The following is a 15,491-nucleotide window of genomic DNA, read 5'->3' as shown; positions in this document are numbered from 1 at the left end:
CAGCGAGCGGGCGGCCAACCGTCGGCTGGGACAGCTCAGATACGGGCCGGCTCGGGTACCCCCGCCTCGCTGTCGAGGGCACCGGAGGCCCGGTGTCGAGCCAGTCCCTCGCCCTCGACGTCCACCCTGGGCAGGATCCTGTCCAACCAGGATGGCAGCCACCAGGCGCGCTCACCAAGGAGAGCCAGAACCGCCGGCACCAGGGCCATACGGACGACGAAGGCGTCGAACAGTACGGCGATCGCGAGTCCGAAACCGGTTGCCTTGATCATGGACTCGCTGGCTCCGATGAACCCGGAGAAGACCGCGATCATGATGACCGCCGCCGCCGCGATGACCCCGGCACTGCTGCGGCTACCGCTCACAATCGCTTCAGCCGGACGGTCGCCGTGGACATAAGCCTCACGCATACGGGAGACCAGGAAGACCTGGTAGTCCATGGCGAGTCCGAACACGATACCCACCAGAAGAATGGGCATCAGGCTCATGATCGGTCCAGGCTGCTCGATACCGAGGAGATCGGCACCCCAGCCCCACTGGAAGACCGCGACGACAGCGCCAAGGGCCGCCAGCACCGAGAGCAGGAAGCCGAGAGCTGCCTTGATCGGGACAAGGATCGAGCGGAAGACCACCATGAGCAGGAGGAACGCAAGACCGAGGATTACGCCGAGGTAGGGAATCAGCGCGTCCTGAAGCGCCTGGGCCACGTCGATGTTCATGGCCGTGCTGCCGGTGACCTCGTAGGTTGCCCCGGTGGAGGATTCCAGGCCCGCGCGCTCACCTCGGATGGTGTGAACCAGGTCCTTGGTCCGCTCGGCGGTCGGACCGGTCGCCGGCGTCGCGGAGATCATGGCCGTGTCGCCGGCCGCGTTGAACCGGGCGGCGGAGACGGCCACGACCCCGTCGGTGGCCTTGATCCTGTCGCTGATCTCGGCAACGGTCTTGCGGGGGTTGTCGGCCTTCTGGGCGTCCACGACGATCGTCAGAGGGCCGTTGAAACCCGCGCCGAAACCACGGGACAGGTCGTCGTACGCACGCCGCTCTGTGGTGGATGTGGGCTTGGACTCGTCGCCCGGCATGCCCAGGCGCATGTGCATCATCGGTATCGCGACGGTGACCAGGCCGATCACGCCGGCGACGAGGATCATGACCGGCCGACGCAGCACGAACCGGGCCCAGCGGCTTCCCCTGTCGACCTTGCGGGTCTCGGCCCGCATGCCCTTCTTCCGGGTCTTGCGTGACAGGACTGCGTTGGGCCAGAAGCCCAGGAAAGCGGGGATGAGCGTCAGCGCGATCAGCACGCCGACGACCACCGCGCCGGCGGCGCACAGTCCCATCTTCGTCAGCACCGGAACGCCGATCACCGACAGGCCGGCCAGGGCAATGACCACCGTGAGGCCGGCGAAGACGACGGCCGATCCCGCTGTGCCGGCCGCGAGGCCCGCCGCTTCCTGCGGGTCGTGCCCCTTGGCCCGTTCCTCGCGGTATCGCGAGACGACGAAGAGGGCGTAGTCGATTCCGACCGCGAGGCCGAGCATGGTCGCCAGCGTCCCGGAGGTCGCCGAGAGGTTGAAGGTGCTGGACAGCGCCGTGATGGAGGCCATGCTGATGCCGACTCCGGCGATGGCCGTGAGCAGCGGGAGCCCCGCGGCTGCCATCGACCCGAAGGTCATCACCAGGACCACGGCGGCGATGACGATGCCGATCATCTCGGACGCACCGCCTGCGGACGGCTGCGTGGCCAGCGCGGTGCCGCCCACCTCGACCGTCATACCGGTCTTGCGCGCCGTGTCGATGGCGTGCGTCAGCGCCGCCTTTCCGGCGTCGGTGAGATCGTCGGCCGTGACCTTGTAGGTGACGGTGGAGTAGGCCATGGAGGCGTCTTTGCTCACGGCGGCGGCCTTGAACGGGTTCACGGCCCCGGACACCTGCGGGCCCTTGCCCGCTTCGGTCACGAATTCGTCGATGACGGCGCGGTTGTCGGCTGCGGTCACCTTCTCGCCGTCGGGAGCGACGAAGACGATCCGGGCGTTGGCCGCGTTGCCGTTCGTTCCGGGGAAGCGCTGCTGCATCAGGTCGAAGGCCTTCTGCGCCTCGATCCCCGGCATGAAGGACGTGTTGCTCTCGTCGGCGGAGGGCGCCGCGGCAGCGCCGGCACCGACGGCGACGAGAACCGCCGCCCAGACCAAGAGGACGGACCAGCGCCGCCGGAAGGCGGTACGGCCCAAGCGATAGAGGAACGTAGCCACGAGTCAGGAATCTCCACATCACGGTCGGGTACCGCTCAAGCCTCTTCGAACGGCCACCCGATGTCGTCGTGCACTGCCACGCAGTTCGCTTCCTGGCACAGCACCAAAGCTGACGCGGCTTCCTCCTCCTCAGGTATGAGGCGGGTTCGATGGTCCTCGCAGCGGGAGGACCATCGGGCGGCCGTCGACACCATCCGGTGGTCCTCCGTCCGCGCAGGTGTGGGGTCTCCTGCGCTCGCCGGGGAGAAGTAGCCGGCTCCGCGTCGCCCATAGCGCAGTCCGCACGCCTTGTGCCAGGCCAAGGAGAGCGGTCCGCCCTGGCGAGCCGTGTGAAGGCAGCTTCCTCCGGGGCTGTCGGCGCCCACGCGGGCCCCGTCTCGGCGGCTGGTGTCGTACGGCTCGTGCAGGCGCATCAGCGATATTCGGGGACGTCCCCGTCATGGGGCCGCCGAGAGCCGTGTCTGACCGGTCGTCCTGTCACTCCAGAGCTGACCCGCCTTGTAGAGACCGAGGGGGACGGCGCGCGTCATCCGAACCCCGAAAGCGCCACGGTCAGGTCAGCCTCTCGACCGCTGTCCCGGCATGCCGACACAGTCGCGCACGCCGAGGCCGCCCCGTCGTTTCCGGCCGCCGTCGGCGTCCACCAGTGCACTTCTCGGCTCGCCCCCGCCCGACACCCGCGCGGGCGATGCCGTTCTCGTTCGCCGGCTGCTCTGTCCACGCCCTGTGCAGGGGAAGCGCAGCCATGTCTTCCCCGGTCCCGGGCATATCTCCACCGATCGGAACGCGAGCGGTGCCTTCCGGCTAATGACCGGTGGTCGAGTAGACCTGGACACGGATGGCGTCCAGGGTCTCGGCGATGGCGATGGTGTCCGCCAGCGGCATGATCGGGCTTTCGGTGAGGCCTTCGGTGAGGCAGCGGTGCACCTCGTCGATTTCGAACTGCATCCCGTTGCCTTCGTGCGAAGCGTCGATGTGCTCGGCGGTGTACTCCCTCCCCGCCTTGACATTGACGGTGAGCGACCGGGGGCAGTGCATGTAGGCCGGAAGATCGATCCAGCCATCGCTGCCGGAGATACGGGCCGCGCGCGACGTGTGAACCCGCAGACCGGCAGTGGCCACGCCGAGCCGGCCACCGGGATGCCGCAGCACTGCTGCGATCTGTTCGTCGACGCCGGTGTCACCGATGACCCCGTTCGCGACGATCGCCTCCGGTGCGCCGAGTACCATCTGGCAGAGCTGGACCGGATAGAGACCGAGGTCGAGCAGCGCGCCTCCGCCCAGTTCGGGCCTGAAGAGGCGGGCGTTCGGATCCTTCGGCATACGGACGCCGAAGTCGGCCTCGACCTGGAGGGGTTCACCGATTCGCCCTTCGGTGATGATCTCCACCATGGAACGGTAGGCGGGCAGGAATCGGCTCCAGATCGCCTCCATCAGGAAAAGCCCACGGGCACGGGCCTCCGCCACCATGACCCTGGCCTGGTTCGCGTCCATCGCGAAGGGCTTTTCGCAGAGCACGTGCTTGCCCGCCCTCAGACATTCGAGAGTGTGTGTCTCGTGCTCGGAGTTCGGTGTCGCCACGTAGACGACGTCGACGTTCGGGTCCGCCGCTAGCGCGGCAAAGGAGTCGTAACGAGCCGAAATCCCGAAACGATCACCGAACGCGTCGGCCCGTTCCTGCGATCTCGAGGCGACGGCGACGATCTCGCCCCGCCCGGACAGCCGCATCGCCTCCGCAAAACGGATCGCGATCCCACCTGGTCCTACGACACCCCAGCGGAACTTCGTCATGATTCCTCACCTTCGATTGCGATCAGGCGATCCGCGCGCCGACGCGCCTGGGCATGGGCCGGAGACCGCCGCACACTAACATGAAAACAGCACCACAGTGCTGTTTTAGATCTCGCTAAACTTCGCCCTCGATCGCGAGACGGAAGGAGACTCCATGTCGGCGCCGGTGCCCCGTGGCTCATACGCGAAGTCGGCGCAGGTTCGACAGCGGATTCTCGAAGTCTGCGTGGACGTATTCGGGGAGGTTGGCTTCTACGGCGCCTCCACGAAGGACATCGCCCAGCGCGCCGGTATCAGCCACACAGGTCTGCGTCACCACTTCCCGCGCAAGGAAGACCTGCTCGCGGCGGTGTTGCAGCTGCGTGACGATCAAACCGCTCCGCTTCGGGAAGCGGCCTGGGCACTGGAACCGCGGACGCGCCCCGTCGAGGCGCTTCTCGGCATGCTCGCCGTCCTGGCCAAGCTCGAACTACAGCCGGGTGTCATGGCGTTGTACTGCGTCACGTCCGGTGAAGCCACCACCACAGAACACCCCGCCCACGCCTACTTCACCGAGCGCTACCGCGGCCTGCGCAACTTCTACGCCACCGCGTACAAGGCTCTCGCGGAGCAGGGCGGCCTACGGTCGGAGACGGACACGAACACGTTGGCCATCATGACCGTCGCTCTCATCAAAGGACTCGAAGAGCAATGGTTCTTCGACCGTGACACCGTACGTATCGAGCGGACCGTTCGTACCTTCATCGGCTCTTTCGTTCCGGCCCTCGCTCCCTAGCCTGACGGAGAAACTCACAGGCGCAGACTGACCATGCCGCCGTCTACGTGGACCACCGCGCCGGTGGTCGAGCCAGCGCCGGGGGAAGCGAGTCCTACGACGGCACGGGCCACCTCTTCGGCGGAGACCAAGCGTCCCAAGGGCTGTCGCTGCCGGAGGGCGCGCGCCGTCGCCTCGCGATCCTCGGCTCCGTCCAGAAGCCGACCCACCCAAGGCGTATCGACCGTGCCCGGGGCGACGGCGTTCACGCGGATGCCGTCAGCCGCGTGGTCAGCAGCCATCGCAAGGGTCAGGGCGTGCACGGCGCCCTTGCTGGCGCTGTACAGCGCTCGCTGCCGGACACCGATGAAGGCGACCGCCGAGCACAGGTTCACGACTGCGGCATGCGGTGAACGGCGAAGATGGTCCAGTGCCGCGCGGGTGACGCGGGCGATCCCCGTGACGTTGACGTCGAGAACCCGGGCCCATTCCGCGTCCTCGTTCTGGGCGATGTCACCGACCGCGCCGATCCCGGCGTTGTTGACGAGGACATCGAGCCCGCCCAGCTCCGCGACGGCCGTCGCTACGGCCTCGTCGACGGCTCGCGGATCGCTGATGTCGCACTTGATGGCCAGGACGTCATCGGGTGCATGGTCGATGGCGACATCCAGGACAGCCACCTGCGCACCCGACGCCCTGAGGAGGGTCGCGGTCGCCGCCCCGATTCCACTGCAGCCGCCGGTGACGAGCGCGGCCAGCCCTTGGAACTCTGACATCGAAGTTTCACTCCTTGATCACGATTCTGCGAACATGGTCGGGACCTGGTGACCACTGCGCGTAGGCACGGCACCGGTCGGTGAACTGCGGACCGAGGTGCCGCGCCTCGCATCGGAATCCGGCACCTACACGAGACGCGGATCCACATGGATCTTCGGGCCCGGTCCGGCACCGTCCGCGCGTTCTCCGGCCAGCGTCGCGGCCGTCTGGTCGAGGGCGACCGTCGCGGCGACCAGCGGGCGGGGGTCGACCACTCCCTCGGCATACGCGCGGATGGTGTCCTCAAGGCCCGGCGAGGCGGACAGCACGCCCACCGCTGCCACGTCCTTGAGGGCAAGGTTCCGGGTGTCGATGAGGCTCGGTTCTCCGGCCAGCCCGACGTAGACAACCCGTCCGGCGGGCTCGACGAGTTCCACGGCTCGGGCCGGCAGATGCACGGAGTTGGACGCGTCGATCACCGCGTCGAAGGGCAGGTCCGGCAGGGTCTCCTCGGACCAGGTGTTCTCGAAGCCGAGGCTGTGGGCGAAGGACCGGGACCTCTCGCTGCGGCCCATGAGGTGGACCTCCGCGCCGGCAGCGCGGGCGAACATGGCCGCCAGCAGCCCGATGGTGCCCGGACCGAGGATGAGGACCCGGTCCTCGGGTGTGAGCTCGGCGGCCTGCACGGCACGCAGGGAGTTGCCGCCCGGTTCGACGAGCGCTCCGAGGGCGGCGTCCACCGAGTCCGGCAGACGGTGCAGCGAGGACACCGGGACGGCGAGTTGTTCGGCCAGAGCGCCGGGACGGTCACCCCGCACACCCACTTCCTGCCTCTTCTCGCACACGTGCTGGTGTCCGCGAAGGCAACGCCGGCAGGTGCCGTCGCCGAGCATCGTGTCGCCCATGACCCGGCGGCCGATCCAGGCGGGGTCCACGCCCTCGCCGACGGCGGCCACCCGGCCGGACCACTCGTGTCCCAGTCTCATCGGATACCAGGAGTGCCCCTCGGTGAGATAGGCCATCTCACCGGTGTAGAACTCGACGTCGGTGCCGCACACACCGACACGTTCGACGTCGATGACGGCTTCGCCGGCTGCGGCGACGGGCACGGGGACTTCCTGAACCGAACCTTCGAAGGGGCCCGTCAGGACGAAGGCACGCATCGAGGTCCCGTTCATCGCGGGGCCACCACGTTCTGACGCTGACGGCCGAGGTGCTGGATACCCAGCTCCATGACGTCGCCGGGCTTGAGCCACACGGGCGGGTTGAAGCCCATGCCGACGCCGGGCGGAGTCCCGGTGTTGATGAGGTCGCCGGGTTCCAGGACGAGGAACTGGCTGAGGTAGTGGACGATGAAGTACGGATCGAAGATCATCGTCTTGGTGTTGCCGTCCTGACGGCGTGTGCCGTTGATGTCGAGCCACATGTCGAGGTCGAGGACGTCCTCGATCTCGTCGGCCGTGGCCAGCCAGGGCCCGGCCGGGTTGAAGGTCTCGGCGGACTTGCCCTTGGCCCACTGTCCGCCGCGTTCCAGCTGGAAGGCGCGTTCGCTCACGTCGTTGACGACCAGGTAGCCGGCGATGGCGTCGCGGGCGTCGTCGACGGAGTCGAGGTAGCTGGTGCGTCGGCCGATGACGATGCCGAGTTCGACCTCCCAGTCGGGCTTGGTGGCGCCGCGGGGGATGCGCACGTCGTCGTTCGGGCCGATGAGGGTGTTGGGAGACTTGTTGAAGAGGATCGGCTCCGTCGGCACGGCCTGGCCGGTCTCGGCGGCGTGGTCGCTGTAGTTCAGCCCGATGCACAGAATCTGGTGGGGCCGGGCGATCGGTGCGCCGATCCGCTCACCGGCGAAGGAGGACACCTGTCCGGTGGTGACGCGCTCGGCGACCAGCGGACGGATCCGGTCGATGCCGCCCGAACCGAAGAACGCTTCGTCGAAGTCGGTGACGGTGTCCGAGAGGTCGACGTAGGTGTCGTCGTCGATGCGGGCGATGGGCTTCTCGGCGCCGGGGGCGCCGATACGCATGAGGTACACGGGCGGATCTCCAGAGGTGTGCGGTGGATCGTCAGACGACGGGGGGCGCCCAGGCGGCGACCGGCAGCCCCGGGACGGCGGTGCGGACGGTGAACAGGCGGCCCGAGTCGGGGGTGGCGGGCCGGCGCGGGTCATCGGTTTCCGGGGTCGCCGTGGTGATGACGAGGGTGTGCAGATCAGGGCCGGCGAAGGCCACGCTGGTCGTATGCGGCGCCGGAACGGCGAGGCGGTCCGAAAGGGTGCCATCGGGCGTGTAGCAATGGACCTCTCCCGCGCCGTACACCGCCACCCACAGTTGACCTGCGGCGTCGAGAACGATGCCGTCCGGGTAGCCGTCGTCCAGTTGGACGTGGACGCGACGCTCTCCGACGCCACCGGTCTCGACGTCGTAGTCGCGGACGAACACGGTCCGCCGCAAGGTGTCGACGCTGTACATGAGGGTGCCGTCCGCGGACCAGGCGAGGCCGTTGGACATGGTCAGATCCTTGTCCAGCGGGGTGAGGCGACCGTCCTGCTCCCAGCGGACGAGAACCTCGGATTCGGACCGGCCGTCCAGCCGCAGAGAGCCGACCAGGAAGCGGCCGGCCGGGTCGGTGCCGCCGTCGTTGAGCCGACGCCCCGCCCCGGCGGGAATGACGCGGGGACCGTCCGTGCGAGTCCCGTCCGGATGCACGACGACGAGGTGCTGCAGGGCTGCCACCACAAGTGTGCCGTCCTCGGCCGCGGCCACGGCACTGACCATTTCGTCGAAACGGTGCTCCTGAGTGACCGTGATCCGGTCCCCGTCGAGGGTTCCTTCGAGGACGAGCCCGCCCCTGATGTCGACCCAGAGCAGCCGCTGCCGGGGGGCGTCCCACACGGGTCCCTCGGCAAGCTGGTACTTCCCGTCCGTCGCGGCTATGACGTTCTTCACTCGTGTGGCCTTCCTAGTGGACCGAGCACGTCACGGATCTCGTCCACCGCGTCGACGAGCACGTCCAGCGGAGTGCGGTAGGTCAGCGCGCTGAGGCTCAGCGCGCCGGAGGGCACGGTGGGTGAGACTGCGTAGACGGGCAGGGCGATGCAGTTGACGCCGACTTCGTTCTCCTGGTCGTCCACGGCGTAACCGCGCTCCCGGGTCACCTCGAGTTCGCGGTACAGCTCCTCGGCCGTACACAGGCTGTTCGGCGTACGCGCGACGAGAGGTTCGTCGCCGATCCACTCCTCGACCGCGGCCGATGTCGGCAGTTGCAGGGAGAGCAGCAGTTTGCCCACGCCGGTGGTGTGGACAGGATTCCGGCCGCCGACGGTGGAGGTCAGCCGGACGGCGCCGGTCGGCGGATCGACTTTGGCACGGTAGACGATCTCGTGTCCATCGAGGACGGCGTAGTGCGCCGTCTCACCGAACCGAGCCGCCAGTTCATCCAGCACCGGGCGGATGCGGACATGCTCGGGTCGCGCCTCGTGGTGGGCGAAGGCCATGCGGAGGAACTCGTCGCCCAGCAGGTAGTGGCCGCGTGCGTTCTGGTCGGCCAGACCCGCCCGGCGCAGCGAACTGAGCGCCCGGTGCACGGTCGGTTTCGGGCTGCCGATCACACGGGTCATCTCTTCGAGGCCCACGCCCTCGGGGTAGCGGGCGAGTTCCTTCAGCACAGCAAGGACACGGTCCGAGCCGACAAGGCGTCCTGCGTCGCTGTCTGCGGATTCGTTGCCGTCGGATGTGGTCGATCCGTCGAACTTCTGCGTATGCTCCATCGTGTTCCAGACTTTAGACCAACGTACCGATTATTGGAAGGCGGCTGGAATGAACCTCCGCAGTGCTCAGTGGTACGCAGGTCAGGACCGCAACGCGTACATCCACCGAGCGTGGATGCGCCGAGGAGTTCCCGGCGAAGCCTTCGACGGCCGCCCGCAGATCGCCATCGCCAACACCGCGTCCGACCTGACCCCCTGCAACGCGCACCTGACCGAGGTGGCGGCTTCCGTCAGGAACGGCGTGTACGAGGCCGGCGGCATCCCGTTGGAACTGCCCGTCGTCTCCCTGGGAGAGACCCAGGTACGACCGACCGCCATGCTCTGGCGCAACATGGCCGCGATGGCCACGGAGGAGATGCTCCGGGCCAACCCGATCGACGGTGTCGTCCTGCTGGGAGGCTGCGACAAGACCATTCCGTCGCTGCTCATGGCGGCGGCGTCCGTGGATCTCCCCGCGGTCGTCGTGCCGGGTGGTCCCATGCTGACCGGTACCTTCCGAGGTGCCCCGCTGGGGTGCGGCACCGACGTGTGGAAACTGTCGGAGGAGGTGCGGGCGGGCAGCCTCACCCAAGAGGACTTCACACGGTCGGAGTCCTCGATGATCCGCAGCCGCGGCCACTGCAACACCATGGGCACCGCGTCGACGATGGCCCTGGTGGCCGAGGCTCTCGGCACCGTGGTGCCCGGTGTCGCCGGCACCCCTGCGCCCGACAGCAGGCTGCTGGAAGCCGCCCACGACACCGGCCGCCTCGCCGTGGAGATGGTGTCCGCCGACCGACGGCCCGGCGGGTTCCTGAACAAGGCTTCGTTCCACAACGCGATCGTGGCACTGGCCGCGATCGGCGGCTCGACCAACGCCGTCGTGCACCTCCTGGCCATCGCCGGACGCCTGGGCGTCGAACTGTCGCTGGACGACTTCGACCGCATCGGCTCCCGAGTCCCCGTCCTGGTGGACCTCCAGCCCGCCGGACGGTTCCTGATGGACGACTTCCACCGCGCCGGCGGCCTGCTCGCCGTACTGCGCGAGGTCCGTGACCTCCTCGACGAGAACGCGCTGACGGTCACCGGCAAACCCCTCGTGGACTACCTCGACGACGCCCCGATCTGGGACCCGGAGGTGATCCGCATCCGGTCCGCGCCGCTGGTCCCCGAGGGCGGCATCGCCGTACTGCGCGGCAATCTCGCTCCCGACGGGGCCGTCATCAAACCCGCCGCCGCCTCTCCGCACCTCCTCAGGCACCGCGGACGCGCTCTCGTGTTCGACTCCATCGAGGACTTCCACGCCCGTATCGACGACCCGGATCTGGACGTCGACGCGGACAGCGTCCTGGTACTGCGGGGCTGCGGACCGAAGGGCTACCCCGGCATGCCGGAGGTGTCGAACATGCCACTGCCCAAGAAGCTCCTCGCCCAGGGCGTGCGCGACATGGTGCGTGTCTGCGACGGACGGATGAGCGGCACGGCGTACGGCACCGTCGTTCTGCACGTGGCCCCCGAGGCCGCGGCCGGCGGTCCCCTGGCCCTGCTGCGCACCGGCGACATCGTCAGCCTGGACGTGGGCGCGCGCCGTATCGATGCCGAGGTACCCGCGGAGGAATGGGAGGCCCGTACCCCCGACGAGGCGACGGTGACCGCGTACGCCAGTCCGCGACGCGGCTGGGAACGGCTGTACGTCGACCACGTCCTTCAGGCCGACACCGGAGCCGACCTCGATTTCCTCGTCGGCTCCAGCGGTTCGGAGGTGAGCCGTGAGTCCCACTGATCCGCACGGACGGCCCGCGAACCACCACCTTCCGCCGACGGACCGCGCCCTGCTCGACAGGCTGGAACAGGCGGTACCCGGAGCCGTCGCCGCACGCGCCACCGACCGGCTGTCCTTCGCCCACGACGCCTCGCACTATCTGCTCGTCCCCCAGGCCGTCGTCACTCCGCGTGATCCGGAGCAGGTCGCGGCGCTGCTGCGCGCGAGTGCCGTGCAGGGCGTGGGCCTGACGTTCCGCTCGGGTGGTACCAGCCTGTCCGGGCAGGCCAGCAACGACGGGGTACTGGTCGACACCCGCCGTCACTTCCGCGGCATCGAGGTCCTCGACGCCGGGGCCCGGGTCAGGGTGCAGCCGGGTGCCACCGTGCGAGCGGTCAACACACGACTTGCCGCGTACGGCCGTAAGCTCGGCCCCGACCCCGCCAGCGAGACCGCCTGCACCATCGGCGGCGTCGTCGCCAACAACTCCAGCGGCATGGCCTGCGGCACCGAACTCAACACCTACCGCACGCTGGAATCGGCGGTGCTGGTGCTGCCCAGCGGCACGGTCATCGACACCGGCGCACCGGACGCCGACGACCGGCTGCGCTCCCTGGAACCCGCCATCCACGCAGGCCTCACCCGGCTGCGCGACCGCGTCCGCGGCAACCCGGACTCACTGGCGACGATCAAACGGCTGTACGCCATCAAGAACACGATGGGGTACGGACTGAACTCGTTCGTCGACCACACCCGCCCCATGGACATCCTCACCCGCCTGGTGATCGGCAGCGAAGGCACGCTGGCGTTCGTCGCCGAGGCCACCTTCCACACCGTGCCGACGCATGCCCACGCGGCCACCGGCCTGCTCCTCTTCCCCGATCTGACCGCGGCCACAGCCGCCCTCCCGCAGCTGGTGGAGGCCGGCTTCGCCACCATCGAGCTGCTCGACGCCACGAGCCTTCGGGTGGCCCAGCGTGACCCGCAGGCGACTGCGGAACTCCGTGACCTCGAAGTACATGGGCACACCGCGCTGCTCGTGGAGCACCAGCACCGGACCCCCGAAGCACTCGCCGAGCTCATCGCACAGAGCCGAAGCGTCCTGAGCGACCTCCCGCTGGTCTCCTCGGCGACCCTGAGCAGCGAAGCGGAGAGACGGGCAGCCCTCTGGCACATCCGCAAGGGCCTGTACACCGCGGTCGCCGGCGCCCGCCCCTCGGGCACCACCGCGCTGCTGGAGGACATCGCCGTCCCCGTCGACCGGCTGCTCCCCACCTGCACCGACCTCACCGAGCTCTTCACCCGGCACGGCTACGACGGCAGCGTCATCTTCGGCCACGCCAAGGACGGCAACATCCACTTCCTGCTCAACGAGGACTTCGACCGGCCCGAACTCCTCGACCGCTACCTGGCGTTCACCGAGGACATGGTCGACCTCGTGCTGGGCCAGGACGGCACGCTGAAGGCCGAGCACGGTACCGGACGCATCATGGCTCCCTATCTGCGTCGTCAGTACGGCGCCGAACTCCACGACGTCATGCGCGAGATCAAGCGCCTCATCGATCCAGAAGGTGTCCTCAACCGCGGTGTCCTGATCACGGACGACGAAACCGTGCACATCCGGCACCTCAAGTCGACGCCCACCGTCGAGGAGGAGGTGGACCGGTGTGTGGAGTGCGGATACTGCGAACCTGTCTGCCCGAGCCAGGACCTCACCACCAGTCCCCGCCGCAGAATCGTTTTGCGCCGCGAGATCGCCCGCGCCCGGGCGGCCGGCGACAGTGAGCTGCTCACCCGTCTGGAGGAGGAGTACCAGTACGACGCCGTGGACACCTGCGCCGTCGACGGCATGTGCCGGACGGCCTGTCCCGTCCTCATCGACACGGGGGACCTGACCCGCCGACTGCGCGCCGAACAGCGACGGCCCGTCGAGCAGAAGCTGGGGGCGTCGGCCGCCCGGCACTGGGACGGCACCACCCGCGCGGCCTCCCACGCCCTGACCGCTGCCCGCCGCATGCCGGCCGCGCTGCCCGGCGCGATCACTGCTGTGGGGCGGGCCCTGCTGGACGCGGACGCGGTGCCCGCCTACTCAAGGGAACTCCCCCGCGGCGGATCGCCGCGCCGTCCGCGTCCCACGCGGGCCCCCGCGGCCGTCTACTTTCCCGCCTGTATCTCCACCCTGTTCGGTCCCGCCGACCCCGAGGAGAGCCCGGGTGTCCACGATGCGTTCCTCGCGCTGTGCGCGCGGGCGGACATCAGCGTCCGGGTCCCTGATTCCATCGCCTCGCTGTGCTGCGGTACGCCGTGGAAGTCCAAGGGACTCACCGACGGCTACGCCGTGATGCGCGACAAGGTCGTCCCGGTACTGCGCCAGGCCACCGAGGAAGGCGCGCTGCCGGTCGTCGTGGATGCCGCGTCCTGCACCGAAGGGCTCGCCCGCATGCTGGCCGAGGAGGGCCTCGACATCGTGGACGCGGTCGCCTTCGTCGACCGGACCGTGCTGCCCCGCCTGCCGGCCGCCCGGCGTATCCCGTCCATCGTCGTCCACCCGACCTGCTCCTCCACCCAGCTCGGACTCAACCCTGCGCTGCTCCGTGTCGCCGGAGCCGTCGCCGAAGCCGTCGTACAGCCCGAGGACTGGAGCTGCTGTGCCTTCGCCGGCGACCGAGGCCTGCTCCACCCGGAGCTCACCGCGTCCGCGACCAGCTCCGAGGCCCGTGCCGTGTCGCACCACCAGGCCGCTGCCTACGCGTCGGTCAACCGCACCTGCGAACTCGGTATGACCCGAGCCACCGGACACCCCTACCGGCACCTGCTGGAAGTCCTCGAGGCCGTCACCCGGCCGCCGGGCACCTGACCGGTCCACAGCACTACCTCACGATCACAAGGAGACAGATGATGCACGTCAGGACAGCACTTGTCACCGGCGGCGCCAGCGGCCTGGGAGCGGCTACCGCCCAGCTCCTGCGGGACGAGGGGCTGAAGGTGATCACCCTCGACCTCAAGGGCGCCGACGTCAGCGCCGACGTCACCGACGAGGAAGCCCTGCGGCGGGTGGCCGAAGACATCGGCCATGTGGACATCCTGGTCAACTCCGCCGGTGTCGTCGGCCCCAACCGGCCCCTGCTGGAGACCACGGTCGAACAGTGGCGCCGCGTCCTGGACGTGAACGTCCTGGGCACGGTCAACACGATGCGTGTATTCGTTCCCGGCATGTGCGAGCGGGGCTGGGGACGGGTCGTCAACTTCGCGAGCATGGCGGGCAAGGACGGCAATCCCAACCTGGCCCCCTACTCCGCCTCCAAGGGAGCCGTCATCGCCCTCACCAAGTCGGTCGGCAAGGAACTCGCGACCAGCGGCGTCCTGGTCAACGTCATCACACCGGCGGTCTTCGCCACACCGATGAACGACAGCACGTCACCCGACGTTCTGGCGCACATCACCGGTCTCATACCCATGAGGCGCATAGGCCGGCCTGAGGAGGTTGCCGAGTTGGTGGCGTTCCTCGCCTCCGACCGGGTCAGCTTCTCCACGGGTGCGGTGTACGACATCAGTGGCGGCAGGGCCACCTACTAGAGCCACGATCCACGTGGTGTGAGCCTGCCGAGGGATTCGACGCGGCGACCCGCCGCGGGGTGCCGTCGGGCTCCGACACCGTCGGCGAGACCTTTCCGGCAACCCTGTTCAGGAGTCGCCCGCAGAGTCCCCTTCACCGGATGGTGACGGCTGCCGCGGGCGGAAGGCGACTCGGCGAAAAGCGTTCCTCGTCTGTGGGCTTCAGCTCCACGGACTGTCGTGCTCGGTGTGCTGTGCCGCCGCGACCTGCGGCTTCCGCCTGCTCGCGATGAGGCCACCGAGCGCGCCCAGGGAGACCAGGCCCATCATGCCCGAGCCGACGTAGCGGTCGACGCCATCCATGGCCGTATACATGCCGGCTGCCGCGGCAGCGTTGAACAGGAACAGAAACCAGAGCGTGCCCGGCCGCCCCAGAAATGCCTTGATCTTCGGCTTGCGGGCAATCTGCGAGCCCGCGATCAGTGCGACGGCTCCACCACCGTACGTAGCAATGCTCTGCTCAGTGCTGCCGTCCAGGACCTGTTTGGCGGCTCCACTCATGACGAGACCGGCGACGAAGAACGCCCACAGAAAGAGGTTGGCGAAGAACGACTTCACTCGGGCGAGGAACGAGTGCACGGGATTTTCCTTCGGACGGGATCAGGTTGGCCAGGGCAAAGGCCCCTTCGAACTCCGAACAACGATCCCGGCAGCCGTTCACCGTCACGAGGGTGTGCACTCCCGAACCCGTGGTGTAGCCGGCTACACCACGAGCTGAGCCCGTCTTGCGCGTCAGCCGACCTGGCCGAATCGGCCATGGTCACGACACCTGTCGATGACAAGGCGTGAACTGACCCAAGAAGCCATGCCTGACCA

The 15,491-nt window shown here is 68.5% G+C and carries 12 protein-coding genes; 4 read left to right on the top strand and 8 right to left on the bottom strand.

What is annotated here, in order from left to right:
* Positions 1–35: 35 nt before the first annotated feature.
* Both IEZ11_RS43205 and IEZ11_RS43200 read right to left on the bottom strand, forming a co-directional pair.
* Positions 36–2,249 (bottom strand): MMPL family transporter, encoded by a 2,214-nt coding sequence (locus tag IEZ11_RS43205; RefSeq protein ID WP_189268558.1) that lies wholly within the window; start codon positions 2,247–2,249, stop codon positions 36–38.
* 804 nt (positions 2,250–3,053) lie between these two features.
* Positions 3,054–4,040, bottom strand: coding sequence for a Gfo/Idh/MocA family protein (locus IEZ11_RS43200; protein ID WP_189268557.1), 987 nt, complete (start codon positions 4,038–4,040; stop codon positions 3,054–3,056).
* A gap of 154 nt (positions 4,041–4,194) precedes the next feature.
* Here IEZ11_RS43200 and IEZ11_RS43195 point away from each other — a divergent pair, with 154 nt between their 5' ends.
* Positions 4,195–4,815, top strand: coding sequence for a TetR/AcrR family transcriptional regulator (locus tag IEZ11_RS43195; protein WP_189268556.1), 621 nt, complete (start codon positions 4,195–4,197; stop codon positions 4,813–4,815).
* Between the two features lie 14 nt (positions 4,816–4,829).
* On the opposite strand, the gene IEZ11_RS43190 is transcribed toward IEZ11_RS43195, so the two are convergent.
* The 5 genes from IEZ11_RS43190 to IEZ11_RS43170 form a co-directional block, all read right to left on the bottom strand.
* Entirely contained in the window at positions 4,830–5,570 is a 741-nt protein-coding gene (locus IEZ11_RS43190; protein WP_189268555.1) for an SDR family NAD(P)-dependent oxidoreductase, read from the bottom strand.
* A 126-nt stretch (positions 5,571–5,696) separates the two neighbouring features.
* Positions 5,697–6,713 (bottom strand): zinc-dependent alcohol dehydrogenase, encoded by a 1,017-nt coding sequence (locus IEZ11_RS43185; protein WP_373295050.1) that lies wholly within the window; start codon positions 6,711–6,713, stop codon positions 5,697–5,699.
* Between the two features lie 11 nt (positions 6,714–6,724).
* Positions 6,725–7,585 carry a fumarylacetoacetate hydrolase family protein gene (locus IEZ11_RS43180; RefSeq protein WP_189268553.1) on the bottom strand — a complete coding sequence of 287 codons (861 nt, stop codon included), beginning with the start codon at positions 7,583–7,585 and terminating at the stop codon, positions 6,725–6,727.
* Between the two features lie 31 nt (positions 7,586–7,616).
* On the bottom strand, positions 7,617–8,498 hold the full coding sequence (locus tag IEZ11_RS43175; RefSeq protein ID WP_189268552.1) for an SMP-30/gluconolactonase/LRE family protein: 882 nt from the start codon (positions 8,496–8,498) through the stop codon (positions 7,617–7,619).
* A complete protein-coding gene (locus IEZ11_RS43170; RefSeq protein ID WP_189268551.1) occupies positions 8,495–9,319 on the bottom strand; it encodes an IclR family transcriptional regulator in 825 nt (274 codons plus the stop codon). Before IEZ11_RS43170 ends, IEZ11_RS43175 begins: the two co-directional genes overlap by 4 nt.
* Positions 9,320–9,368: 49 nt before the next feature.
* On the opposite strand from IEZ11_RS43170, the gene IEZ11_RS43165 reads away from it, so the two are divergent.
* Genes IEZ11_RS43165 through IEZ11_RS43155 form a run of 3 tightly spaced genes read left to right on the top strand, consistent with a single transcriptional unit; the run spans position 9,369 to position 14,636 of the window.
* Positions 9,369–11,081 carry an IlvD/Edd family dehydratase gene (locus IEZ11_RS43165; RefSeq protein WP_189268550.1) on the top strand — a complete coding sequence of 571 codons (1,713 nt, stop codon included), beginning with the start codon at positions 9,369–9,371 and terminating at the stop codon, positions 11,079–11,081.
* Positions 11,068–13,917 (top strand): FAD-binding and (Fe-S)-binding domain-containing protein, encoded by a 2,850-nt coding sequence (locus IEZ11_RS43160; RefSeq protein ID WP_189268549.1) that lies wholly within the window; start codon positions 11,068–11,070, stop codon positions 13,915–13,917. The genes IEZ11_RS43165 and IEZ11_RS43160 overlap by 14 nt, the downstream gene beginning before the upstream one ends.
* 41 nt (positions 13,918–13,958) lie before the next feature.
* Positions 13,959–14,636: an SDR family NAD(P)-dependent oxidoreductase gene (locus IEZ11_RS43155; protein WP_229713710.1), complete on the top strand. Its 678-nt coding sequence runs from the start codon at positions 13,959–13,961 to the stop codon at positions 14,634–14,636.
* Between the two features lie 201 nt (positions 14,637–14,837).
* Here the strand turns inward: IEZ11_RS43155 and IEZ11_RS43150 are convergent, their stop codons facing one another.
* A complete protein-coding gene (locus tag IEZ11_RS43150) occupies positions 14,838–15,254 on the bottom strand; it encodes a hypothetical protein (RefSeq protein ID WP_189268547.1) in 417 nt (138 codons plus the stop codon).
* Between the last annotated feature and the right edge of the window lie 237 nt (positions 15,255–15,491).

Origin of the sequence: Streptomyces fuscichromogenes (assembly GCF_014645815.1) — a bacterium.
GTDB classification, from domain to species: Bacteria; Actinomycetota; Actinomycetes; order Streptomycetales; family Streptomycetaceae; genus Streptomyces; species Streptomyces fuscichromogenes.
Note: the sequence above shows the minus strand (reverse complement) of the source record. Positions and strands in the feature narration are given on the sequence as shown.

Excerpts from the sequence above, each read along its gene's own strand:
- IEZ11_RS43200 (WP_189268557.1), bottom strand. The coding sequence starts at position 4,040 with ATGACGAAGTTCCGCTGGGGTGTCGTAGGACCAGGTGGGATCGCGATC.
- IEZ11_RS43195 (WP_189268556.1), top strand. The coding sequence starts at position 4,195 with ATGTCGGCGCCGGTGCCCCGTGGCTCATACGCGAAGTCGGCGCAGGTT.
- IEZ11_RS43190 (WP_189268555.1), bottom strand. The coding sequence starts at position 5,570 with ATGTCAGAGTTCCAAGGGCTGGCCGCGCTCGTCACCGGCGGCTGCAGT.
- IEZ11_RS43185 (WP_373295050.1), bottom strand. The coding sequence starts at position 6,713 with ATGCGTGCCTTCGTCCTGACGGGCCCCTTCGAAGGTTCGGTTCAGGAA.
- IEZ11_RS43170 (WP_189268551.1), bottom strand. The coding sequence starts at position 9,319 with ATGGAGCATACGCAGAAGTTCGACGGATCGACCACATCCGACGGCAAC.
- IEZ11_RS43165 (WP_189268550.1), top strand. The coding sequence starts at position 9,369 with ATGAACCTCCGCAGTGCTCAGTGGTACGCAGGTCAGGACCGCAACGCG.
- IEZ11_RS43155 (WP_229713710.1), top strand. The coding sequence starts at position 13,959 with ATGCACGTCAGGACAGCACTTGTCACCGGCGGCGCCAGCGGCCTGGGA.